Genomic DNA, 23,040 nt, shown 5'->3' on the forward strand with positions numbered 1-23,040 from the left:
CAGTCACAAGTAAGGTAGGGTTATGATTTCAGGCATTTTAGCATCCCCGGGTATCGCTTTCGGTAAGGCTCTCCTGCTGAAAGAAGACGAAATTGTCATCGACCGGAAGAAAATTTCTGCCGATAAGGTTGAGCAGGAAATTGAACGTTTCCTGAGCGGCCGCACCAAGGCCTCCGCCCAGCTGGAGGTCATCAAAACCAAAGCTGGTGAAACTTTCGGTGAAGAAAAAGAAGCCATCTTCGAAGGGCACATCATGCTGCTGGAAGATGAGGAGCTTGAGCAGGAAATCATAGCCCTGATTAAAGATAAGCACATGACTGCCGACGCGGCAGCTAATGAAATTATCGAAGGCCAGGCTATTGCTCTGGAAGAGCTCGATGATGAATACCTGAAAGAGCGTGCGGCTGACGTACGCGATATTGGTAAGCGCCTACTGCGTAACATCCTCGGCCTGGCTATCATCGATCTGAGCGCGATTCAGGATGAAGTCATTCTGGTTGCCGCCGATCTTACCCCGTCAGAAACCGCACAGCTGAACCTGAACAAGGTGCTGGGCTTTATCACCGACGCGGGCGGCCGTACTTCCCACACCTCCATCATGGCGCGCTCCCTTGAGCTGCCGGCAATTGTCGGCACCGGTAGTGTGACCACGCAGGTGAAAAACGGCGACTATCTGGTTCTTGACGCGGTCAACAACCAGGTACTGGTTAACCCAAGCAACGAACAAATTGAAGAGCTGCGCGATCTGCAAGCTCAGGTCGCTGAAGAGAAAGCCGAGCTGGCGAAGCTGAAAGATCTGCCGGCCATCACGCTCGACGGCCACCAGGTTGAAGTGTGCGCCAACATCGGTACCGTTCGCGATATCGACGGCGCTGAACGTAACGGCGCGGAAGGCGTAGGCCTGTACCGTACCGAATTCCTGTTCATGGACCGTGATGCGCTGCCGACTGAAGAAGAACAGTTCGCCGCCTACAAAGCGGTAGCTGAAGCGTGCGGCTCTCAGGCTGTTATCGTTCGCACCATGGATATCGGTGGCGATAAAGAGCTGCCGTACATGAACTTCCCGAAAGAAGAGAACCCGTTCCTCGGCTGGCGAGCCGTGCGTATCGCAATGGATCGTAAAGAGATCCTGCGTGACCAGGTTCGCGCCATCCTGCGTGCCTCTGCTTTCGGTAAGCTGCGCATCATGTTCCCGATGATCATCTCTGTCGAAGAAGTGCGTGCGCTGAAGAAAGAGATTGAAATCTATAAGCAGGAACTGCGTGACGAAGGTAAAGCATTTGACGAAACAATCGAAGTTGGCGTGATGGTTGAAACACCGGCCGCTGCCACGATTGCTCGTCACTTAGCGAAGGAAGTTGATTTCTTTAGTATCGGAACCAATGATTTAACGCAGTATACTCTGGCAGTTGACCGTGGTAATGATATGATTTCACATCTTTACCAGCCAATGTCACCATCCGTCCTGACGCTGATTAAGCAAGTTATTGATGCTTCTCACGCTGAAGGCAAATGGACCGGCATGTGTGGTGAGCTTGCGGGCGATGAACGTGCTACACTTCTGTTGCTGGGTATGGGGCTGGACGAATTCTCTATGAGCGCCATTTCCATCCCGCGCATCAAGAAGATTATTCGTAACACGAACTTCGAAGATGCGAAAGTATTAGCAGAGCAGGCTCTTGCTCAACCGACAACGGACGAGTTAATGACGCTGGTTAACAAGTTCATTGAAGAAAAAACAATCTGCTAATCCATAAGATGCGCGGCCCAAATTACTGCTTAGGAGAAGATCATGGGTTTGTTCGATAAATTGAAATCTCTGGTTTCTGATGACAAAAAAGACACCGGAACTATTGAGATTATTGCTCCGCTCTCTGGCGAGATCGTTAACATCGAAGACGTGCCGGATGTGGTTTTTGCAGAAAAAATTGTGGGTGATGGCATCGCCATCAAGCCTACCGGCAACAAAATGGTTGCGCCGGTAGACGGCACCATCGGTAAAATCTTTGAAACCAACCATGCGTTCTCTATCGAATCCGATAGCGGCATCGAGCTGTTCGTTCACTTCGGTATTGATACCGTTGAGCTGAAAGGCGAAGGCTTCAAGCGTATTGCTGAAGAAGGCCAGCGCGTGAAAATCGGTGACCCGGTTATCGAATTTGACCTGCCGCTGCTGGAAGAGAAAGCCAAGTCTACCCTGACTCCGGTTGTTATCTCCAACATGGACGAGATCAAAGAGCTGATCAAACTGTCCGGTAGCGTGACCGTGGGTGAAACTCCGGTTATTCGCATCAAGAAGTAATTCTTGCCGCAGAAAAATGGCGCCTCTGGCGCCATTTTTTTTATCTCAGCATCGCCTAATCCGGCCGTTATCCTCTTCCCGGCGCGGGGAGGATCAGCTCATCGCTACCGTGCTCCGCGGTCCAGGTCATCACCGCCAGCACCCGCTGCGCCGCTGCGCGCGTCGCGTCACCTAACGCCTGTCCGCTCACTAAACCGCTGATCAGCTCGGCGCAGAAAAGGTCGCCCGTTCCCTTCAGATCCGTTTCTACCCGCGGATGGATAACCACCTCCACCGACTCTGCCGTCACTACCAGCACATTCATGGTGGCACTATCGAGGCCCGGCGCGCTGGTGATAACCACCCATTTCAGCGTTTCGGACAGCAGGCTACGCGCGGCATTCACCGCCTCCTGCTGGCTGCGGCAGGACATCCCGCTGAGCGTTTCCAGCTCAAAGAGGTTAGGCGTGATCCCCTGGGCCAGCGGCAGCAGATGGCGACGGTAGGCCTCCGGGATTTCGGCCTTAACGTAAATGCCGCTGTCAACGTCGCCGATCACCGGATCGACCAGAATACACAGCTCAGGGTGGCTATCGCGGATCCGCATCAGCCACTGCGCCAGCCGCTCAATCTGCACCGCGCTCCCCATATAGCCTGCGGTAACCGCCCGCAGCTCGCGTAGCGCATCGCGCTCTTCCAGCGCGCGCAGATAGCCAACGAACCACTCATCAGGGATCACTCCGCCGTAGTACGTATCGTAGTGCGGCGTATTGCTGAACAGCACCGTCGGCACCGCCATGACCCGCAGGCCGTGCTGTTCAATTGCCGGTACCGCGATGCTGTTACCCACGCTGCCGTAAACGACCTGCGACTGCACGGCAACGATATCGACCTGCAGCGCCCGACTTTTGTCATTGAAGAGCACCGATTGTATTTCGTCTTGCTGGCCCATCCCGTCTCCTCCCGCTGGACAGCGGGTTATACCCTGATTATTATTCGTCTTATGCTAAAATTCATTTTGTCATAGGTCAATAATGTTCGCCGGAAAAACCGCCAATGATATCTTCGATAACATCCGTCATCTGGTGCAGAGCGGAACGTTACAACCCGGTGACATGCTGCCTCCGGTTCGCGAGCTGGCTACCAGACTCGCCGTTAACCGCAATACCGTCGCCGCGGCCTATAAGCGGCTGGTGACCTCCGGCCTGGCCGTAAGCCAGGGGCGCAACGGTACGGCAATCAGAGCCCCCGGCGCGCCAATGGTGCTAGAAGGCAGCGCCCAGGGCTGCGCGTTAAACGATATTTCCGGCGGCAACCCCGACCCACGGCGTCTCCCCGACCTCACCCGCTACCTCCCTGGCCTCAGCCCGGCTCCGCGCCTGTACGGCAGCGCCGCCGTCGACCCGAAGCTGGCCCGCTGGGCGCACGACTGGGTGCAAAAAGACGTGAGAGCTGAGAGCGAAATCAACCTCACCAGCGGCGCGATTGACGCCCTGGAGCGACTCCTGTGCGCGCTGCTGCTGCCCGGCGATCGGGTGGTGGTGGAAGACCCCTGCTTTCTCAGCAGCATCAACATGCTGCGCTATGCCGGTTTTAACGCCTGTCCGGTGCCGGTCGATATCGAAGGCATACAGCACGCCGCGCTGGAGGAGGCGTTACGCCAGGGCGCCAGGGCGGTAATTATCACTCCGCGTGCGCACAATCCCACCGGCTGCAGCCTGAGCGAGGCGCGGGCCGCGGCGATCCGCGAAATCCTGGCCCGCTACCCGCAGGTGCTGGTCATTCTCGACGACCATTTTGCGCTGCTCTCCTCCACGCCGTGGCACTCTCCTCTGCCCGAGGAGACCCGGCGCTGGGCGCTGATCCGCTCGATGTCAAAGGCCCTGGGACCCGACTTGCGGCTGGCGGTTGTCGCCAGCGATCCCACCACCTCAGCGGCGCTGAGGCTGCGCCTCAACTCGGGCAGCCAGTGGGTCAGCCACCTGCTGCAGGATTTGGCGCTGGCCTGTCTGAATGATCGTGCGTTTACTGCCTCCCTGGCGCAAACCCGCCGCGCCTACCGCCAGGGTAATGAAAGGCTGGCCAGCGCCCTTACCCGCCGCGGTATCGATAACCCTGGCCCCGGCGATGGCCTGAACTTTTGGCTTCCGCTGTCGGCGCCGAGCCAGCCGCTTGCGCTACGCCTGGCCCGCGCCGGTTGGCTGGTGCGCGAAGGCGAGCCCTTTGGCATTCGCGCGCCGTCGTATGGATTACGGCTCTCGCTCGCCGCCCTCACTCCTGATGAGATTGACCGGCTGGCCGGGGATCTCCATCACGCGATCCTCCCACACAAACCAGAGTCAATATCATGTCAAACCCGCAGCTAAAAGCGGCCATCGAAGCCTGCGACCGGGCTATCTCGCAGGAAGACTACGCTACCTTAATGGCTTACTACGCGGAAGACGCCGTGCTGGTCGTTAAGCCGGGAATGGTGGTCAGGGGCAAAGAGAATATCCGCAAGGCTTTCGTCGCAATTGCCGACTATTTTCAGCATCGGCTGATCGTCACCCAGGGAAAAATGGAGATTATTGAAGGCGCGGGAAACGCGCTGGTGATAATGGAAACGCGGCTGGATATCCCCACTGCGGAGGGCGGTTCAACACAGGTCACGCGCCGCGCGACCTATGTTTTCCAGCTGCAGAACGATCGCTGGCTCTGCAGCGTTGATAACTCCTACGGCACCGATCTGCTGGACCAGCCGCCGGTTTAAATCCCTGCGCCCTGGGCAAAGTGCTCTTCGCCAAACACGCCGGTGGAGAGGTAGCGATCGCCGCGATCGCAAACGATCGCTACCACCACCGCCCCAGGATTTTCCCGGGCAATACGCAGCGCGCCGGCCACCGCACCGCCGGAGCTTACGCCGCAAAAAATGCCTTCCCGGGTAGCCAGCATGCGCATGGTGTTTTCCGCATCCTGCTGATGAATATCCAGCACCGCGTCCACCAGCGAGGCGTTAAAAATGCCCGGCATATACTCTGCCGGCCAGCGGCGGATGCCCGGGATGCTGCTCCCCTCCTCCGGCTGCAGGCCGACAATACTCACCGGCTTATGCTGTTCGCGCAGGAATCGTGAAACGCCGGTAATCGTCCCGGTCGTCCCCATGCTGGAGACAAAATGGCTGATGCGCCCCTCGGTCTGCTGCCAAATTTCCGGCCCGGTGGTGGTGTAGTGCGCGTAGGGATTGTCGGGATTATTGAACTGATCCAGCAGCCTGCCTTCGCCACGCTGCGCCATCTCGGCGGCGAGGTCGCGCGCGCCTTCCATTCCCTGCTCTTTGGTGACCAAAATCAGCTCGGCGCCGTATGCCCGCATGGCGGCGCGGCGCTCCTGGCTCATATTATCGGGCATCAGCAGCTTCATCTGATAGCCTTTCAGCGCCGCAATCATCGCCAGCGCGATGCCGGTATTGCCGCTGGTCGCTTCAATCAGCACGTCCCCGGGCGCGATTTCGCCACGTTTTTCCGCCTCGACGATCATCGAAAGCGCGGCGCGGTCCTTAACGGAACCCGCCGGGTTATTGCCTTCCAGTTTGACCCAGATTTCGCTGCCGTTGTCCGGCCCCAGGCGCTGCAGTTTAACCAGAGGAGTATTGCCGATGGTTTGTTCTAATGTATTCACGGTTTTTACCCAATAAAAAGGCCGGGGTCTGAGTTTACCCGGCCTGCAAACGTCCCCGGACGGCGTTGCATCCGGGCTACCTAATCCTTGCCGTCGCCTGAACGACGATAAACTGAGGGTTAAGCTATCAGGCAGATTCTGCCAGAGCAAGTTCCTCGCGCGGCTCGATGCGCTCTTTGCCGTTGTACAGGCGCGCGTTTTGCAAGCCGACAAACAGACGTTCGCCGCGATACGGCGCGTCGTCGCCGGGCAGGACCACGGTCAGCGGCTCGTCATACCACCCCAGCGGCTGCACGACTAATTGGGTGTAGTGGCCTTTCGGGCTGGCTTCCAGAACCTGTACCGGCAGCGGTGAATCAAGGCTGGTACGGCGGCTGATATCGACCTCCCACGGACGCAGGAACAGATCGACCGGCCCCTGATACGCCGGGGTATAGCCCAACGGCCAGCGGTGTGCGCCAACGTGGAACTGGCCGCCGCGGATGGTCCCCTTCAGGCGGTTAACTTCGCCCATAAACTCCAGCACGAAGCGGGTAGAAGGTTCGCGCCAGACCCGTTCCGGGGCGTCGGCCTGCTCGATGCTGCCCTGGCTCATGACCACCACGCGATCGGCGACTTCCATCGCCTCTTCCTGATCGTGGGTCACAAACACGCTGGTAAACTTGAGCTCCTCATGCAGCTGACGCAGCCAGCGGCGGAGCTCTTTACGCACCTGGGCATCCAGCGCGCCGAAGGGCTCATCAAGCAGCAGAATCTGCGGCTCAACGGCCAGCGCGCGCGCAAGGGCCACGCGCTGTTTCTGACCGCCGGAGAGCTGCGCCGGATAGCGATCGGCAAGATGCGCCAGCTGCACCATTTCCAGCAGCTTCGTCACCTTAGCCTTGATCCCGGCGGCGTTCGGCCGTTCGCGGCGCGGCAGCACCGTCAGGCCAAAGGCGATATTGTCGAATACCGTCATATGACGGAACAGCGCGTAGTGCTGGAACACAAAGCCCACTTTGCGATCGCGGGCGTGCACGCGGCTCACGTCGGTGCCGTGAAAGCGAATATGGCCGCTGGACTGATTCTCCAGGCCGGCAATGATGCGCAGCAGCGTCGTTTTCCCGGAGCCTGACGGCCCCAGCAGCGCGACCATCTGTCCGGAAGGGATATCCAGCGAGATATCATTCAGCACCAGGGTGCGACCAAAAGATTTCTTAATATTGGCAATCTCAATGCTCATGATTTCCCTCCAGCTGCGCGCGTTTTTCCTGATTGGCCAAACGCCATTGCACTAAACTTTTCAAAAACAGGGTCAAAATAGCCATTAACGTCAGCAGGGCTGCGGCGGTAAATGAACCCACGGTATTGTAATCCTGCTCCAACAGCTCAATTTGCAGCGGCAGCGACAGCGTCTCGCCGCGAATTGACCCGGAGACCACCGACACCGCGCCGAACTCGCCGATGGCGCGCGCGTTGGTCAGCACCACGCCGTACAGCAGCGCCCAGCGAATATTGGGCAGCGTGACCCGACGGAACATCTGCCAGCCCGACGCGCCGAGCAGAATCGCCGCCTCATCTTCGTTGCTGCCCTGGCTCATCATCACCGGCACCAGCTCGCGCACCACAAACGGACAGGTCACGAAGATCGTTGCCAGCACCATGCCCGGCCAGGCAAACATAATTTGCAGGTTATGCTCATCCAGCCAGCCACCAAGCGGGCCGTTAGAGCCGTAAAACAGTAGATAGACCAGTCCCGCCACTACCGGCGAAACGGCAAAAGGGATATCCAGCAGCGTCAGCAGAAGCTGGCGGCCAGGGAAGGTAAAGCGCGTCACCAGCCAGGCCAGCAGCGTACCGAATACCAGGTTCACCGGGACCGTAATCAGCGCAATCATCACCGTCAGCCAGATCGCGTGTAGCATATCCGGGTCGGCGAGGTTTTGCAGGACCGGCATCAGGCCTTTACTAAAGGCCTGAACGAAGATGTAAACCATCGGCACGATAAGAATGAAGCCGGAAACCAGTATCCCGGTACCAATCAGAAACCATTTTCCCCAGTTGATGCGGGGCGTGTCGTAACGCTTCAATTGAGTAACTTCCGCCATTAGTGACCTACCACACGTCGACCAAAGCGACTTTGCAGGGTGTTGATGGAAAACAGCAGCAGCAGCGAGGCGGCCAGGATCACCGAGGCGATTGCGCTCGCCGCCGGGTAGTCAAACTCCTGCAGACGCACAAAAATCATCAGCGAGGTGACTTCCGTCTTCCACGCGATATTTCCGGCGATAAAGATAACCGCCCCGAACTCACCCAGGCTGCGGGTAAATGACAGGGCAACGCCGGCCAGCAGTGCCGGAGAGAGCTCCGGAAGCACGACTTTACGGAAGCTCTGCAGACGCGTGGCGCCCAGCGTTTCCGCGGCCTCTTCGTATTCAGGGCCCAGCTCTTCCAGCACCGGCTGAACGGTACGCACCACGAACGGGATGCTGGTAAAAGCCATCGCCACCGCAATACCCAGCCAGGTATAGGTGACCTTGATATCAAACTTCGCCAACCACTCGCCGTAAAAACCGTTGACCGAAAACAGCGACGCCAGGGTCAGGCCCGCTACCGCCGTCGGCAGCGCAAAGGGCAGATCGATCAGCGCATCGAGCAGCGTGCGGCCGGGAAAGCGGTAGCGCGTCAGGATCCACGCCATCAGCAGGCCAAACACGCCGTTAAAAATAGAGGCCACAAAGGCCGACAGCAGCGTCACCTTATACGCGGCAACCACCTGCGGGTTGGTAACAACATCCCAGTACTGTCCCCAGCTCATCTGCGCCAGCTGCATCACCAGCGCGCTCAGAGGAAGCAGCAGAATTAAACAGACAAACAGCAGGCTGGTGCCGAGGCTCAGGGTAAAGCCCGGCAGCACGCGCTTAGAGGCAACAGCAAACATTACTTACGCCCCGCCGCCAACAGTTTGTCCAGCTCACCGCCGCTGGCAAAATGCGTTTTCATGACCTGCGGCCAGGATCCAAACTTGTCCTCAACGCGGAACAGTTCAGTCTGGGGGAATTTATCCTTCAGCGTTTCCATCACCTGCGGGTTGTTCACGCGGTAGTAGTAGTCGGTGATGATCGTCTGCGCCTGCGGGCTGTAGAGCCAGTTCAGGTAGGCTTTTGCCGCCTTCTCCGTGCCGTTGGCCTTGACGTTTTTATCCACCCACGCCACCGGGAATTCGGCAAGAACGTTGGTTTTCGGTACCACCACCTCAAACCCCTGCGCTTCATACTGCTTGCGGATGTTGTTCACTTCCGATTCGAAGCTAATCAGCACATCGCCCAGTCCGCGCTCCGCGAAGGTGGTGGTCGCGCCGCGGCCGCCGGTATCAAACACTTCGACATTTTTCAGGAACTGGGTCATGAACTGCTCGGTTTTAGCTTTATCGCCGCCGTCGGCTTTATCCGCTGCGCCCCATGCGGCTAAATAGGTGTAGCGCGCGTTGCCCGACGTTTTCGGGTTAGGGAAGATAAGCTTCACGTCGGAACGAACGAGATCGTTCCAGTCATGGATGTTTTTCGGGTTCCCTTTGCGCACCAGGAAGCCCATCGTGGAGTAGAACGGCGAGCTGTTGTTCGGCAGGCGGCTCTGCCAGTCGGCCGGGATCAGGTTGCCTTTGTCATGCAGGACCTGCACGTCGGTCACCTGGTTATAGGTCACCACGTCGGCTTTTAAGCCCTGTAGGATCGCCAGCGCCTGCTTTGACGAGCCGGCGTGGGACTGCTTAATCGTCAGCTTATCGCCGGCGTTATCTTTCGCCCACTGCTGTTCAAACGGCGGGTTAAGGGCGGCAAACAGCTCGCGAGAAACATCGTAGGAACTGTTCAGCAATTCAGTCGCCTGAGCCTGCGCAACCAGCAGCACAGAAGCAGCCAGCGCCAGGTATCCTTTGTTCAGTGATTTAACGGCCATTGCGCACCCTTATAAGATTGATGACTTTCATATGGTCATAATATTTATAACGCGTACCAAAGGAGTAACGGTTTTATATACCGTTTGGCGATTTGGAAGTAGAAAAGAGAATAAGGGCTTTGAAAACCGCGGCCGGCGGCAACGTTAAAAAGAGGCAAACATTGATAGCAGCCCTCCCCGCGGGGGAGAGGGCGATGGCGCAGGAAGATCTACAGCGCCAGAATACGATCCACGGACGGCGCGAAATAATAGCCGCCGGTTACCGGTTTGGTAAAGCGCAGCATAGCGTCGCGCTTGCCGTCGGTATCGCCAAACATGCTCAGCAGCTGCTGTTCAATGTTGTAGATACGGGCGCAGTAGGCGCAGAAATAGAGGCCGTGCGTGCCGCTGGCGGTACCGTACGGCAGGCTCTGGCGCACAATCTTCAGCCCTTTGCCGTCCTCTTTCAGGTCAACGCGGCTGAGATGCGAGGTCTCCGGGCGATCGTCGCCGTCAATCTCTTCATTGGCCTCTTTGGTCCGGCCAATCATCATCTCCTGATCCGGAACGCTCATGCGGTTTAGCTGCTTGAGGTTGTGCTCCCAGCGCTGAACGAAGACGTAGCTCCCGCCCGCATCGACGCCATCTTTGATAATGGCGACATCACGGCGCGTCTCTTCGCCGGCCGGGTTTTCGGTACCGTCGACAAAGCCGCTGAGGTCACGCTCTTCGATCCAGCGGAAGCCGTGGACTTCCTCTTTGACCTCAACGATGCCGCCAAACGCTGCCATTGCCGCCTGGGCAACGGAGAAGTTCACTTCATGACGAGCGGACAGGATATGAATCAGCAGATCGTACTGAGTCGATGGCGCCAGGCCTTTTCCGTAAACGGGAAACTCTTTTAGCTCTTCGGCACCCACGCCGCCGCTCAGCTCGCGCCAGACGTTATTGCCAAAGGCAATGGCCGCCCCCAGCTGCGCGTCCGGGAATTTAGCCTGGAAGGTGGCTAACTTATCGATAAAGTTTTTGCTGGCTTCACGCAGGGCGTTAACGTCCCCTTTTACATTGGCTTCAATCCAAATCGCCGCACGGCAATGTTCCGGCAAAATGCCGCTCTGAACCTGAGACATCGCTCCTCCTGAAATGAGACAACCACAACGCTGTGGCGCTTTAAACGCGACTATTGTACGCGTTTTTCCCCGCCGTCGTGTCTCTCCAGATCAAATTAGCGGCGCCAGGTGATTTTACCGATTTTCCAGTTTTTCAGCGTATCGTCTGAAGGCATCAGCTCTTCCGGGCCGCTCCAGTGGCCGGTGAAGGCGTAGCTGATATGCTGGCTGCCCTGCGCCTGACACTCGACCACCGCGCCGTTGTCGCTGCTGGCCTTCTGACAGTTGCCGAACGCTTTGCTGTACAGCTCGCTGAACGGAGTCCCTACCTGCACGCCGCTCTCGGTTTTGATTTCGCTGTCGCGCACGTCGATGCGGCTGATGGTGCCGTTCTCGCCGTTAATCGTCATCACCACCTTGTCGTCCTTCAGCGCCTCAAAGTAGCGCACGATATTGCCGTTGGCGGTTTTCATGCCGCTGCGCAGGCGGTAGCCGCCGCCGAGCGCGTCGCTGATGGCCTGTTCATTCAGCGGCGTGGCGGCCGTCAGATTACCCACCCCCTGCTCGGTGACCTCCATGGAGGAACCAAACCAGTTCCACGGCAGGGCCCCGGACCAGTTGACCGCACTCATCGTCGAGCAGCCGGTTAACGCCAGCGGAAGCGCGCAAAGAAGTAAACGTAGCGATTTCATGAGATCGTCCTTTCCTGTTAATTTGACGCCTGTTGGAGTGCGAGATCGGCAAAAAGTGCCGTTAAACCTGCTCTTGCTGGAAACAGGCTCTCAGCCGACGGCTGCTTAGCAGCCACCACAGCGCATAAATATCCGCTACCAGCAGGCCGATGGTCAGGGCCGAAGGCGACTCGCCGCCCAGCCACAGCACCGGCTGCCAGATAAGCAGCAGCGCCTGAGAGAGCACCAGCAGCCAGCGTATCAGCGGCCAGAAGCGGGGAAAGCGCTGCCGCTGGCCGCTGACGATAAACGCCAGTACCGCCGGTATTCCGGGCAGCAGCCCAAGCCAGAAGTTGTCATGATCGGGGTAGAACAGATTCAGCAGAGCATCGCCCTGCTGCCGCGACGCCCCGGCCATAATAAACAGCACCCAGGTTCGCGCCTGCAGCAGCAGCACGCACCAGAAGAGGAACGGCAGCCTTAGCCGGCCGTGCGCATCAAAATCGGCGGGGATGAGCTCAGTATTCTTCATCTTCAATCAAACGCTTACCCAGGCTGAGCACGTCCGCATATTCGTAGCCAAGCCGTTCATACATGCCCTGCACGACCTCGTTGTCTTCGCGGATCATGATATTAATTTTTGGGCAGCCGCGGGCGGTGAGTTTTTTTTCCAGCCGGTTAAGCAGCGCGTTGGCGATTCCGCGTCCGCGATACTCCGGATGAACGCCGAGATAGTAAGCCGAACCGCGATGGCCATCGTAGCCGCCCATCACCGTGCCCACAACCTCACCGTTAACCTCGGCAACCAGAAACAGGCTGACATCGTGATTAACCTTACGCTCGATGTCCATTTCCGGGTCATTCCACGGGCGCAGAAGCTCGCAGCGCTCCCAGAGAGTTATCACCTCTTCAAAATCCTGCTGGCGAAAAACGCGTATCTCCATGGTATTCCCCATCTTTTAGGCATAAAAAAAGTGATTATGGCGTGATTATGTCCGATAGCCAATATCAGGCGAAATTAACCTCAAAAAATGACATAATATGACCTTGTCACGTATTGAAATGAAAAGTAAAACAATTCTTATTATGAAAGGTCGTAACGGAAAACACGATACGATATAACATTGGGTACCACTTGTTTGTAATTCAGGCCGAATGAGCACTTTTAAACCATTAAAAATACTTGCTTCGCGCCGCCAGGTGCTGAAAGCCGGGCTGGCTGCCGTAACCCTTAGCGGGATTGCCTCGCAGGCCAGCGCAAAAGAACAGCCGTTGACGACGTCCAATGGGCACAGTAAGCCGGCCGCAAAAAAAGCGGGCGCGAAGCGCGTCGTGATGCTCGACCCGGGACACGGCGGTATTGATACCGGCGCTATCGGCCATAACGGCTCCAAAGAGAAACACGTCGTGCTGGCGATTGCCAAAACCGTGCGCAGCATTCTGCGCAGTAACGGCATCGACGCGCGCCTGACGCGCACTGGCGATACCTTTATTCCGCTGTACGACCGCGTGGAAATTGCCCATCAGCACGGTGCGGATCTGTTTATGTCTATTCACGCCGACGGCTTTACTAACCCCAGCGCCGCCGGGGCGTCCGTGTTTGCCCTCTCCAACCGTGGCGCCAGTAGCGCAATGGCGAAATACCTCTCCGATCGCGAAAACCGCGCCGACGAGGTTGCGGGCAAAAAGACCACCGCGAAAGATCATCTGCTACAGCAGGTGCTGTTCGATCTGGTCCAGACGGATACCATCAAAAATAGCCTGACGCTGGGCTCACATATCCTGAAAAATATTAAGCCGGTGCATAAGCTGCACAGCCGCAACACCGAACAGGCGGCCTTCGTCGTGCTGAAGTCGCCGTCGATTCCGTCGGTGCTGGTCGAGACCTCATTTATTACCAATCCGGGCGAGGAAAAGCTGTTAGGTACCACCGCGTTTCGGCAGAAAATCGCCAGCGCCATTGCCTCCGGCATCATCGGCTACTTCCACTGGTTCGATAACCAAAAAGCCCACTCAAAGAGACGTAAATGAAGCCCGACGTGCAACAGGTTAAACGCTATCTCCTCCAGCTGCAGGACGCTATCTGCCGGCAGCTCAGCGCCCTCGACGGCCAGCCGTTTATCGAAGATAGCTGGCAGCGCGAAGGCGGCGGCGGCGGACGTAGCCGGGTGCTGCGGGAAGGCGCTATCTTTGAGCAGGCCGGAGTCAACTTTTCTCATGTTCACGGCGACGCCATGCCGGCTTCGGCCACGGCTCATCGCCCGGAGCTGGCTGGCCGTAGCTTTGAAGCGCTGGGCGTTTCGCTGGTGGTTCACCCGCGCAGTCCCTACGTGCCGACCAGCCACGCCAACGTGCGCTTTTTCATCGCCGAAAAGCCCGGCGCGGACCCGGTGTGGTGGTTTGGCGGCGGTTTCGATCTGACCCCCTACTACGGTTTTGAAGAGGACGCTCGCCACTGGCACCGCACCGCGCGCGACCTGTGCCAGCCGTTTGGCGAAGGGGTCTATCCGCGCTACAAAAAGTGGTGCGATGACTACTTCTTCCTCAGGCACCGCAACGAGCAGCGCGGCATTGGCGGCCTGTTCTTTGACGATTTAAATACCCCGGACTTTGACCACTGCTTCAGCTTTATGCAGGCCGTGGGCAATGGCTACACCGATGCGTATCTGCCGATCGTTGAGCGGCGTAAAGCGATGGCGTACGGCGAGCGGGAGCGTCAGTTTCAGCTCTATCGTCGCGGGCGCTACGTTGAGTTCAATCTGGTATGGGATCGCGGGACGCTATTTGGCCTGCAGACCGGCGGACGCACGGAGTCGATTCTGATGTCGATGCCGCCGCTGGTGCGTTGGGAGTATGACTACCAGCCGCAAGAAGGCAGCCCGGAGGCTGCCCTGAGCGACTTTATCAAAGTCAAAGAGTGGATTTAAACCCAGCCCCGGTCATCCGGGGCTGCGTTCATTACAGCGGCTGAGTTTGCGCTTCCACTACCGCCAGCGCCACCATATTGACAATGCGGCGAACGGAGGCAATCGGCGTCAGAATATGCACCGGTTTTGCCACCCCCATCAGCACCGGCCCAACGGTCACCCCTTCGGAGCTCGAAACCCGCAGCAGGTTGTAGCTAATGCGCGCGGCTTCCATATTCGGCATCACCAGAATGTTAGCCGCCCCTTTCAGCGGGCTGTCCGGCATCCGATCGTGGCGAATACTTTCGACCAGCGCGGCATCGCCGTGCATTTCGCCATCGATCATCAGATCCGGCGCGCTCGCCTTCACCAGCTCCAGGGTCTTGCGCATTTTGCTCGCTGACGGGCAGTTGGCGGAGCCGAAGTTAGAGTGCGACAGCAGCGCAACGCGCGGCTCGATACCGAAGCGGCGCACGCTCTCCGCCGCCATCAGGGCGATTTCAGCCAGCTGCTCCGGCGTCGGATCGTGGTTGACGTAGGTATCGGCAATGAAAGTGTTACCGCTCGGCAGTAGCAGCGCGTTCATCGCCCCCGCCGTGTTTACGCCGTCACGATAGCCAAACAGCGGCTGAACCACGGCGTAGTGCTCATGGTAATCACCGATGGTGCCGCAGATCATTGCATCCGCCTCGCCGCGATGGACCATGATCGCGCCAATCACCGTGGTATTGCTGATAACCGCCCGCTGCGCCTGCTCCTGGGTGACGCCGCTGCGTTTCATCAGCTGGTAGTATTCGCTCCAGTACTCTTTAAAGCGCGGATCGGATTCATTATTGACGATCTCAAAATCAACCCCGGCTTTAATCTGCAGGCCGAGCTTCTGAATGCGCATCTCGATAACGCTCGGACGCCCTACCAGAATCGGCTTCGCCAGCCCCAAAGAGACCAGCTCCTGAGTCGCGTGCAGGACCCGCGTCTCCTCTCCTTCTGCCAGCACCACGCGCTTCGGCTCTTTGCGCGCCTGGGAGAAAATCGGCTTCATAAACAGGTTGGTTTTGTAAACGAACTCGCTGAGTTTCTCGATGTAGGCATCAAAGTCGGCAATCGGGCGCGTCGCCACGCCGGAGTCCATCGCCGCCTTCGCCACCGCCGGCGCGATCTTCACGATCAGTCGCGGATCGAACGGTTTCGGGATGATGTATTCCGGCCCGAAGCTCAGATCCTGATCGCCGTAGGCGGAGGCCACCACTTCGCTCTGCTCGGCATGCGCCAGTTCAGCAATCGCGTGCACTGCCGCCAGCTTCATCTCTTCGTTAATCGCCGTGGCGCCGACGTCCAGCGCGCCGCGGAAGATAAACGGGAAGCACAGCACGTTGTTAACCTGGTTCGGATAGTCAGAGCGGCCGGTGCAGATAATCGCATCTTCGCGGACCTGCTTCGCCAGCGGCGGCAGGATTTCCGGTTCCGGGTTAGCCAGCGCGAGGATCAGCGGCGCGCGGGCCATCTTTTGCACCATCTCCGGCGTCAGCACTTTCGGGCCGGAGCAGCCGAGGAAAATATCCGCCCCGTCGATCACGTCGTCGAGGGTGCGTTTGCCGTCGTCGTCCACCGCGTAGGCCGCTTTGGTCTCCGCCATGTTTGGCTCACGCTCTTTATAAATCACCCCCTTGGAGTCGCAGACCACAATGTTGTGTTTCTGCATGCCCAGCACCACCAACAGGTTCATACAGGCGATAGCCGCGGCGCCCGCCCCGGAAACGACCATCCGCACGTCGGAGAGGTTTTTCTCAACCACCCGCAGGCCGTTGAGAATGGCGGCGGTGCTGATAATGGCCGTGCCGTGCTGATCGTCATGGAATACCGGGATATTCATGCGCTCGCGCAGCTTCTGCTCGATGTAGAAACACTCGGGCGCCTTGATATCTTCCAGGTTGATGCCGCCAAAGGTTGGCTCCAGCGCGGCCACCACGTTGATAAATTTGTCCGGGTCCAGCTCGTCAACTTCAATATCAAACACGTCAATGCCGGCGAACTTCTTAAATAAAACGCCCTTACCTTCCATCACCGGCTTACCGGCGAGCGCGCCGATATTGCCGAGACCGAGCACCGCGGTACCGTTGGAGACGACCGCAACCAGGTTGCCGCGCGCGGTGTATTTATAGGCGGCCAGCGGGTCTTTTTCGATCTCCAGGCAAGGCGCTGCTACCCCCGGCGAGTAGGCCAGCGCGAGGTCGCGCTGCGTCGCGAGGGGTTTGGTCGGCACGACCTGAATTTTTCCAGGGACTGGAAATTCATGGAAGTCGAGGGCGCTTTGTTTCAACTGCTCATCCATTTTATTGTTCCTTTCACGTATCGATCGTAGGGGGTGACGGGCAATGTCTATCCTGATGTCCACCCAAGGTGGGGCATAGTATCTCGCCTGACGGCTTTCCAAACTTTGAACACCGCCAAACTCTCGCCATCACAAAGGTATATTTGTTATAGATTTATAACATTTTTGTAACCTAGTTTCGCAGGCAATGATAGCCCTGTCTGCTATGCTTTTTAGTTATTCACCCTAAAACTTCCGCTACCATTCATCACAAAAAACTCATGCAACATATTGTTTCAGGAGTACATTATGTCCCGAAGAGAACTTGCCAACGCGATTCGCGCCCTCAGCATGGACGCCGTTCAGAAAGCCAATTCCGGCCATCCCGGAGCCCCGATGGGCATGGCGGATATCGCCGAAGTCCTGTGGAATGACTTCCTCCAGCACAACCCGGAGAACCCGCACTGGTACGATCGCGACCGCTTTGTGCTGTCCAACGGCCACGCCTCGATGCTGCTCTATAGTCTGCTGCATCTGACCGGCTACGACCTGCCGATGGAAGAGCTCAAAAACTTCCGCCAGCTGCACTCTAAAACCCCCGGCCACCCGGAGCACGGCTACACCCCAGGCGTAGAGACCACCACCGGCCCGCTCGGTCAGGGCCTGGCGAACGCGGTCGGGATGGCAATTGCGGAACGGACGCTGGCGGCGCAGTTCAACCGCCCGGGACACGAGATAGTCGATCACCACACCTGGGTTTTTATGGGAGACGGCTGCCTGATGGAGGGGGTTTCGCACGAGGCCAGCTCGCTGGCGGGAACCCTGGGGCTGGGTAAGCTTATCGGTTTCTATGACCATAACGGCATCTCCATCGACGGTCACGTTGAGGGCTGGTTCACCGACGATACCGCCGAACGCTTCAGGGCCTATCACTGGCACGTGATCGGCGATATCGACGGCCACGATCCGCAGGCGATTGAGCAGGCGATCCGCGAGGCGCAAAGCGTCAAAGATAAGCCGTCGCTGATTATCTGCCGCACCGTCATCGGCTTCGGCTCCCCCAATAAAGCCGGCTCCGAAGAGGCGCACGGCGCGGCGCTCGGGGAAAAAGAGGTGGCCTTAGCCCGCGAGAAGCTGGGCTGGAAATATCCGCCGTTCGAGATCCCAAAAGAGATTTATCAAAAGTGGGATGCCCGGCCGCGCGGTGAAAAAGCCGAGCACGCGTGGAATGACCAATTTGCCGCCTATCGTCAGGCATACCCCGAGCTGGCAGACGAGCTTACGCGGCGGATGAACGGCGAACTGCCTGAAAGCTGGAGCGAGATCGTCCGCGGCTATATCGCAAAGCTGCAGGCCAGTCCGGAAAAAATTGCCAGCCGCAAAGCCTCACAGAATGCGCTTAACGCCTACGGGCCGGCGCTGCCTGAGCTGCTCGGCGGCTCGGCGGATCTGGCGCCCAGCAACCTGACCATCTGGTCCGGGTCGACCTCAATTAAGGACGATCCCGCCGGCAACTATATCCACTATGGCGTCCGCGAGTTTGGCATGACCGCCATCGCCAACGGCATTGCCCTGCACGGCGGATTCATTCCCTACACCTCAACCTTCCTGATGTTCGTGGAATACGCCCGCAACGCCGCGCGCATGGCCGCGCTGATGAAGGCCAGGCAGATCATGGTTTACACCCATGACTCCATTGGTCTGGGGGAAGATGGCCCCACCCACCAGGCGGTTGAGCAGCTGGCCAGCCTGCGGCTGACGCCCAACTTTAGCACCTGGCGCCCCTGCGATCAGGTAGAAACCGCGGTCGCCTGGCGGGCGGCCATCGAGCGGCAAACCGGCCCGACCGCGCTGATCCTGTCGCGGCAGAACCTGGCGCAGATGGCGCGCACGCCGCAGCAGGTGGACGATATTGCGCGCGGCGGCTACGTGCTGAAAGATGCCGGAGGCAAGCCGGATCTGATCCTGATAGCCACCGGCTCGGAGGTAGAGATCGCCGCCCTGGCGGCGGAGAAGCTGCTGGCGAAAGGAGTCAACGTGCGGGTGGTGTCGCTGCCGTCAACCGACGTGTTTGATGCCCAGGATGAGGCATACCGGGAATCCGTGCTGCCGTCTGACGTCAGCGCCCGCATTGCCGTTGAGGCCGGGATTGCCGACTACTGGTATAAATACGTCGGCCTGAAGGGGGCCATTGTCGGCATGAGAAGCTACGGCGAATCGGCGCCGGCGGAAAAGCTGTTCCCGTTCTTTGGCTTTACCGTCGAAAATATCGTCAGCACCGCCGAAGGGCTGCTTAACGGGTGATCCACAGCGTAGGCCAGGCATCTGGCCTCTGCCAGTTATCGCACTGCGGCTGCTGAGCAAAACGCACCAGGCTAAATCGCTGGCCGTCATACCGCCAGCGGGTCTGGGTGCCGCAATCCCCCGGGCTGCGTCCCTTCTCAAGGGTCACCAGCTCGTGGCGCTGTTCGTCGATGCTGGCATTCATCAGCTCAATTTCTCGCCCTGCGCCGCCGGGCGGCTGGAAAGGCAGGGTCAGGCGCAGCGGACGCGCGACGTACGGCTGCTGGCGCGAAACCAGCCACGCCAGCCATACGGTGTTGTAGGCCCCCGCTTCGCAGCTGAACATCAGCAATACCTTCTCATCGGTCAGCGCGGTCACCCGCACTTCCCGCAGGGAGGGATCCAGCGAGCATGCGCTGTTGCTCATGCGCTCGTTGCCATAGTCCATGAGGTCATTCAGCTCATCGCGGCTCAGCGGTGATTGCGATACGTCAACTTTCGCCACCGTGCGCAGCGCCGGCGCCGGCGGGACGCTGAGCGGCGGCTCTTCGCCTTTGCCAATCCACGCCGTTTCGCTGCCGACTCGCTTCTGGCGGCTGTCGATAAACAGCAGCGCCGCCTTCAGGCCCTGCAGCGAAATGGTCTGTAGGCCGTCCACCAGGCTTATCGCCTGCCCTTCCTGCACCTGCTGAAGAAAAGCGTCGATGGTGGCGCTATCGCCGGTTTTGAGCAGCTTATCGGCAACCTGCCAGCGCTTGTCCACCAGCGCCAGAGGTTTACCGTCCAGCAGCAGACGAGGGCCGATCGGCGCCAGCGCCGCGACCGGATTGCCGACCCCGCCCAGCTCAATGCGCAGGCTGGCATCGGTTGCCGCACCGGCGCTGCGGCTGAGGGTCATCACCAGGCCATAGTGCAGCCCGACGTTGCGGGTTACGCAAAAGTTTTGATTATTACAGGTCACCAGCCAGTCGCTGAACGTCTGCTGCACTGGCACCGCCCACGCCAGCGAGGCGGGGAACAGACCGAAAAGCAGAATCAAGATAAGCCGATAAAACATGCGTGGTACAACCCCGGAAGCTAGCGCGAAAAACAGCCGCTATCTTCGCCAGCACCGGAGGTTTACTCAATCGGATTTATCAGATATCCCCGGCCATCAGCCCCGAAGCGTGGAGATACTGCAGGAGGATAACCGCTTTTCCGTCGCGGATCTCGCCGCCGGCCACCATCGCCAGCGCCTGGCTGAATGGCAGCTCCAGGACCTCAATCTCTTCATCATCCACCCCGCCACCGCCGTTTTTGCGCTGAGCATCGCTGTATTCGGCGATAAAGAAGTGGATAAGCTCGGTAACGCCGCCGGGAGACATATACAGTTCGAACAGCTTGCGAACCTCGCCCACCTCGTAGCCGGTCTCCTCGATCGCCTCCTTGCGAATGCAGGCTTCCGGCTCGTCGTTATCCAGCAGCCCGGCGCAGGTCTCAATGAGCATGCCGTCTTCGTTACCGTTCACCCAGGTGGCGACGCGGAACTGGCGCACCAGCACCACGCTTTGCTTACGCCGGTTGTAGAGCAGAACCGTTGCGCCGTTGCCGCGATCGTAAACCTCGCGCTTGTGGCGCACCACGCTGCCGTCACCGCGCGTCAGCTCATAGGTCATGTTGCGCAAAACGAACCAGTTTTCAGAGAGGATTTTATCTTTAATGACGTTGATATTGAGTGGCATACGGCCCCGCAGCAGAGAATGACGCAGTCATACTACGCCGCGGAGCGCGCTTTGTCGTTAACAGGGCGGAATCGATTTTAGGCCGAGGAAATCGACGATCCCCCGCGCGGCATGGCGGCCTTCCGCCATCGCCGTCACCACCAGGTCAGCGCCGCGAACCGCATCCCCGCCGGCGAAAATCTGTGGATGGCTGGTCTGATAGCGGTAGCCGCTTTCCACGTGCGCGCGGATCCGCCCGCGGCTGTCCAGCTGTACGCCGACGGACTCCAGCCACGGCATGCCGTGCGGGTGAAAGCCAAAGGCCATAATCACCGCATCCGCCGGCATCACGAATTCGCTGCCCGCAATCGGCGACGGCGCGCGGCGCCCCTGCGCGTCCGCTTCGCCGAGCCGGGTTCGCAGGAAGCGCACTCCGCTGACCCGGCCGTTGGCATCCAGCTCCAGGGTCACCGGCTGAACGTTGAATTCAAATATCGCCCCCTCTTCGCGGGCATTTTTGACCTCTTTTTTCGACCCCGGCATATTGGCCTCGTCCCGGCGATAGGCGCAGGTGACCCGCTTCGCGCCGTGACGCAGCGCGGTGCGCACGCAGTCCATCGCTGTATCGCCGCCGCCCAGCACCACCACCTCCAGCCCGTGGGTATCGATATAGGGCTCCGTCGCCAGCTCGCTCAGCCCCATCACCTGCTTAGTGTTGGCAATCAGAAACGGCAGCGCGTCGTACACCCCGGGAGCCTCCTCATTCGGCAAATCCGCCTTCATTGAGCGATAGGTCCCGGCACCGATAAACACCGCGTCGTAGTCGTTCAGCAGCGCGCTGAGGGGAATATCTTTGCCCACCTCGCAGTTCAGCTCAAAGCGCACGCCCATTGCGCTAAAGATCTCCCGCCGCCGGGAGAGCAGCGATTTATCCAGCTTAAAGGCGGGAATACCGAAGGTGAGCAGGCCGCCGATTTCCGGGTGACGGTCAAACACCACCGGCTGCACGCCGTTGCGTACCAGCAGGTCCGCGCAGGCGAGCCCGGCCGGGCCGGCGCCGACAATCGCCACCTTTTTGCCGCTGGCAACCACCTGCGACAGATCCGGCCGCCAGCCGCCCGCCAGCGCCTGGTCCGAAATATAGCGTTCGATATTACCGATGGTGACGGCGCCATGTTCATCATGCAGCGTGCAGGCCCCCTCGCACAGGCGATCCTGCGGACAGACGCGGCCGGTGATTTCCGGCAGGCAGTTGGTCTGGTGAGAAAGCTCAACGGCGGCGGCGATATCCCCGGCCTTTACCTTTTCAATCCACTGCGGGATATGGTTGTGCAGCGGGCAGGTCCATTCGCAGATGCTGTGCTCGCCGCACTTCAGGCAGCGCCGGGCCTCCTGCTGCGCGTGGGCCGCAGAAAGCGGCAGGTAGATTTCAGAAAAATGCGTTTTACGCAGCGCCGGCGCGAGCCTCTCGGCCTCCGCGCGCGGCGGCGTTGCCGCCATCTGCTCGACCTTATCGTTACGCTCTGCCGGCATGAGGTCTGCAGGATGGCTATGCCACGGCTGCGCCTCCATGCGGGCCGCCCGCAGGCGTCGTCGTTTCGCCAGGCCGAGCAGCGTTCCTTCGTCGGCCAGCTGCAGCGCCTGCGCCGGACAGTTTTGCACGCAGGCCGGACCCGCTTCGCGCTCTCGACACAGATCGCACTTGTGCGCGATGGCCTTGACTTTTCCCGCCGCCAGCGGCGTAAGCACGATTTGCATTACCCCAAACGGGCAGGCCACCATGCAGGATTTACAGCCGATACATTTTTCCTGGCGCACCTGTACGCTGCCGTCAACCCGGCTTATCGCACCGTTCGGGCAGCTGCGGGCACAGGGCGCGCCTTCACAATGGTGACACGTTATGGGGTTACATTTTTGCTCGCCTTTGATGAGCACAATCCGTGGCAAAAAACGCCGTTCGGTCAGGACGTGCTGCTCATCGTTATGCGCCATGACGCAGGCCACTTCGCAGGCCCGGCATCCGATGCATTGGTGACTATCGCTCAAAATAAAGTGGTTCATGACATCCTTCCGTCTTCCCGGTAAATAACCATGCGGTTAGCATAACTATTAATTACCGGACAAGATGGGGCGGAAACAATGTTCATTTGCCCAGAATAGCGCTTATATGGCGATAATCCGTTTTGGATCAAATTTTCTTGACTTAA

Annotated in this window: 20 protein-coding genes and 1 pseudogene; 7 read left to right on the forward strand and 14 right to left on the reverse strand. The window is 58.9% G+C overall.

Annotated elements, in window-relative coordinates; translation table 11 throughout:
* The first annotated feature begins 22 nt into the window (after positions 1–22).
* Entirely contained in the window at positions 23–1,750 is a 1,728-nt protein-coding gene (gene ptsI / locus GVK32_RS10885) for a phosphoenolpyruvate-protein phosphotransferase PtsI (protein WP_041146649.1), read from the forward strand.
* Positions 1,751–1,792: 42 nt separating this feature from the next.
* Positions 1,793–2,302 carry a PTS glucose transporter subunit IIA gene (gene crr, locus GVK32_RS10890; RefSeq protein ID WP_041146650.1) on the forward strand — a complete coding sequence of 170 codons (510 nt, stop codon included), beginning with the start codon at positions 1,793–1,795 and terminating at the stop codon, positions 2,300–2,302.
* 67 nt (positions 2,303–2,369) lie between these two features.
* On the opposite strand, the gene pdxK is transcribed toward crr, so the two are convergent.
* Positions 2,370–3,233, reverse strand: coding sequence for a pyridoxine/pyridoxal/pyridoxamine kinase (gene pdxK / locus GVK32_RS10895; protein ID WP_159867787.1), 864 nt, complete (start codon positions 3,231–3,233; stop codon positions 2,370–2,372).
* 82 nt (positions 3,234–3,315) lie between these two features.
* On the opposite strand from pdxK, the gene ptsJ reads away from it, so the two are divergent.
* Entirely contained in the window at positions 3,316–4,647 is a 1,332-nt protein-coding gene (gene ptsJ, locus GVK32_RS10900; RefSeq protein WP_159867790.1) for a transcriptional regulator PtsJ, read from the forward strand.
* Positions 4,629–5,030, forward strand: coding sequence for an SgcJ/EcaC family oxidoreductase (locus GVK32_RS10905; RefSeq protein WP_159867793.1), 402 nt, complete (start codon positions 4,629–4,631; stop codon positions 5,028–5,030). Before ptsJ ends, GVK32_RS10905 begins: the two co-directional genes overlap by 19 nt.
* Here GVK32_RS10905 and cysM read toward each other — a convergent pair.
* The 9 genes from cysM to GVK32_RS10950 form a co-directional block, all read right to left on the reverse strand.
* Positions 5,027–5,938: a cysteine synthase CysM gene (gene cysM / locus GVK32_RS10910; protein WP_159867796.1), complete on the reverse strand. Its 912-nt coding sequence runs from the start codon at positions 5,936–5,938 to the stop codon at positions 5,027–5,029. The two genes, GVK32_RS10905 and cysM, sit on opposite strands and share 4 nt — an antisense overlap.
* Before the next feature lie 127 nt (positions 5,939–6,065).
* Positions 6,066–7,160, reverse strand: coding sequence for a sulfate/thiosulfate ABC transporter ATP-binding protein CysA (cysA, locus tag GVK32_RS10915; RefSeq protein WP_159867799.1), 1,095 nt, complete (start codon positions 7,158–7,160; stop codon positions 6,066–6,068).
* Positions 7,150–8,025, reverse strand: a complete 876-nt coding sequence (cysW, locus tag GVK32_RS10920; protein ID WP_159867802.1) for a sulfate/thiosulfate ABC transporter permease CysW — start codon at positions 8,023–8,025, stop codon at positions 7,150–7,152. Before cysW ends, cysA begins: the two co-directional genes overlap by 11 nt.
* The gene (cysT, locus tag GVK32_RS10925; RefSeq protein WP_076947707.1) at positions 8,025–8,858 is read right to left on the reverse strand and encodes a sulfate/thiosulfate ABC transporter permease CysT; all 834 of its coding nucleotides are present in this window, start codon (positions 8,856–8,858) and stop codon (positions 8,025–8,027) included. Before cysT ends, cysW begins: the two co-directional genes overlap by 1 nt.
* Positions 8,858–9,874 (reverse strand): sulfate ABC transporter substrate-binding protein, encoded by a 1,017-nt coding sequence (locus GVK32_RS10930; protein ID WP_041146658.1) that lies wholly within the window; start codon positions 9,872–9,874, stop codon positions 8,858–8,860. The genes cysT and GVK32_RS10930 overlap by 1 nt, the downstream gene beginning before the upstream one ends.
* Before the next feature lie 209 nt (positions 9,875–10,083).
* A complete protein-coding gene (locus GVK32_RS10935; protein ID WP_159867805.1) occupies positions 10,084–10,983 on the reverse strand; it encodes a Dyp-type peroxidase in 900 nt (299 codons plus the stop codon).
* A 95-nt stretch (positions 10,984–11,078) separates the two neighbouring features.
* On the reverse strand, positions 11,079–11,654 hold the full coding sequence (locus GVK32_RS10940; protein ID WP_041146660.1) for an RpoE-regulated lipoprotein: 576 nt from the start codon (positions 11,652–11,654) through the stop codon (positions 11,079–11,081).
* 61 nt (positions 11,655–11,715) lie between these two features.
* Positions 11,716–12,165, reverse strand: coding sequence for a DUF2919 domain-containing protein (locus tag GVK32_RS10945; RefSeq protein ID WP_159867808.1), 450 nt, complete (start codon positions 12,163–12,165; stop codon positions 11,716–11,718).
* Positions 12,152–12,577 carry a GNAT family acetyltransferase gene (locus tag GVK32_RS10950; protein ID WP_041146662.1) on the reverse strand — a complete coding sequence of 142 codons (426 nt, stop codon included), beginning with the start codon at positions 12,575–12,577 and terminating at the stop codon, positions 12,152–12,154. The genes GVK32_RS10945 and GVK32_RS10950 overlap by 14 nt, the downstream gene beginning before the upstream one ends.
* A gap of 211 nt (positions 12,578–12,788) precedes the next feature.
* Between GVK32_RS10950 and amiA the strand changes: the two genes are divergently transcribed.
* Together amiA and hemF are read left to right on the forward strand one after the other, a co-directional pair.
* Positions 12,789–13,664 (forward strand): N-acetylmuramoyl-L-alanine amidase AmiA, encoded by an 876-nt coding sequence (gene amiA, locus GVK32_RS10955; RefSeq protein ID WP_159867811.1) that lies wholly within the window; start codon positions 12,789–12,791, stop codon positions 13,662–13,664.
* A complete protein-coding gene (gene hemF / locus GVK32_RS10960; protein WP_159867814.1) occupies positions 13,661–14,560 on the forward strand; it encodes an oxygen-dependent coproporphyrinogen oxidase in 900 nt (299 codons plus the stop codon). Before amiA ends, hemF begins: the two co-directional genes overlap by 4 nt.
* A gap of 31 nt (positions 14,561–14,591) precedes the next feature.
* Here hemF and maeB read toward each other — a convergent pair whose 3' ends face one another.
* The gene (gene maeB / locus GVK32_RS10965) at positions 14,592–16,871 is read right to left on the reverse strand and encodes an NADP-dependent oxaloacetate-decarboxylating malate dehydrogenase (RefSeq protein WP_159867817.1); all 2,280 of its coding nucleotides are present in this window, start codon (positions 16,869–16,871) and stop codon (positions 14,592–14,594) included.
* Between the two features lie 288 nt (positions 16,872–17,159).
* On the opposite strand from maeB, the gene tkt reads away from it, so the two are divergent.
* Positions 17,160–19,154 (forward strand): transketolase, encoded by a 1,995-nt coding sequence (gene tkt, locus GVK32_RS10970; protein ID WP_159867820.1) that lies wholly within the window; start codon positions 17,160–17,162, stop codon positions 19,152–19,154.
* Here the strand turns inward: tkt and GVK32_RS10975 are convergent.
* The 3 genes and pseudogenes from GVK32_RS10975 to aegA form a co-directional block, all read right to left on the reverse strand.
* Positions 19,144–20,190 carry a DUF1176 domain-containing protein gene (locus tag GVK32_RS10975; protein WP_159867823.1) on the reverse strand — a complete coding sequence of 349 codons (1,047 nt, stop codon included), beginning with the start codon at positions 20,188–20,190 and terminating at the stop codon, positions 19,144–19,146. The two genes, tkt and GVK32_RS10975, sit on opposite strands and share 11 nt — an antisense overlap.
* Positions 20,191–20,256: 66 nt before the next feature.
* Positions 20,257–20,854 (reverse strand): annotated as a pseudogene (gene nudK / locus GVK32_RS10980) (GDP-mannose pyrophosphatase NudK).
* 57 nt (positions 20,855–20,911) lie between these two features.
* A complete protein-coding gene (gene aegA / locus GVK32_RS10985) occupies positions 20,912–22,894 on the reverse strand; it encodes a formate-dependent uric acid utilization protein AegA (protein ID WP_159867826.1) in 1,983 nt (660 codons plus the stop codon).
* Between the last annotated feature and the right edge of the window lie 146 nt (positions 22,895–23,040).

Source organism: Klebsiella sp. 18074 (genome assembly GCF_902705905.1).
Classification (GTDB): Bacteria; Pseudomonadota; Gammaproteobacteria; order Enterobacterales; family Enterobacteriaceae; genus Klebsiella; species Klebsiella terrigena.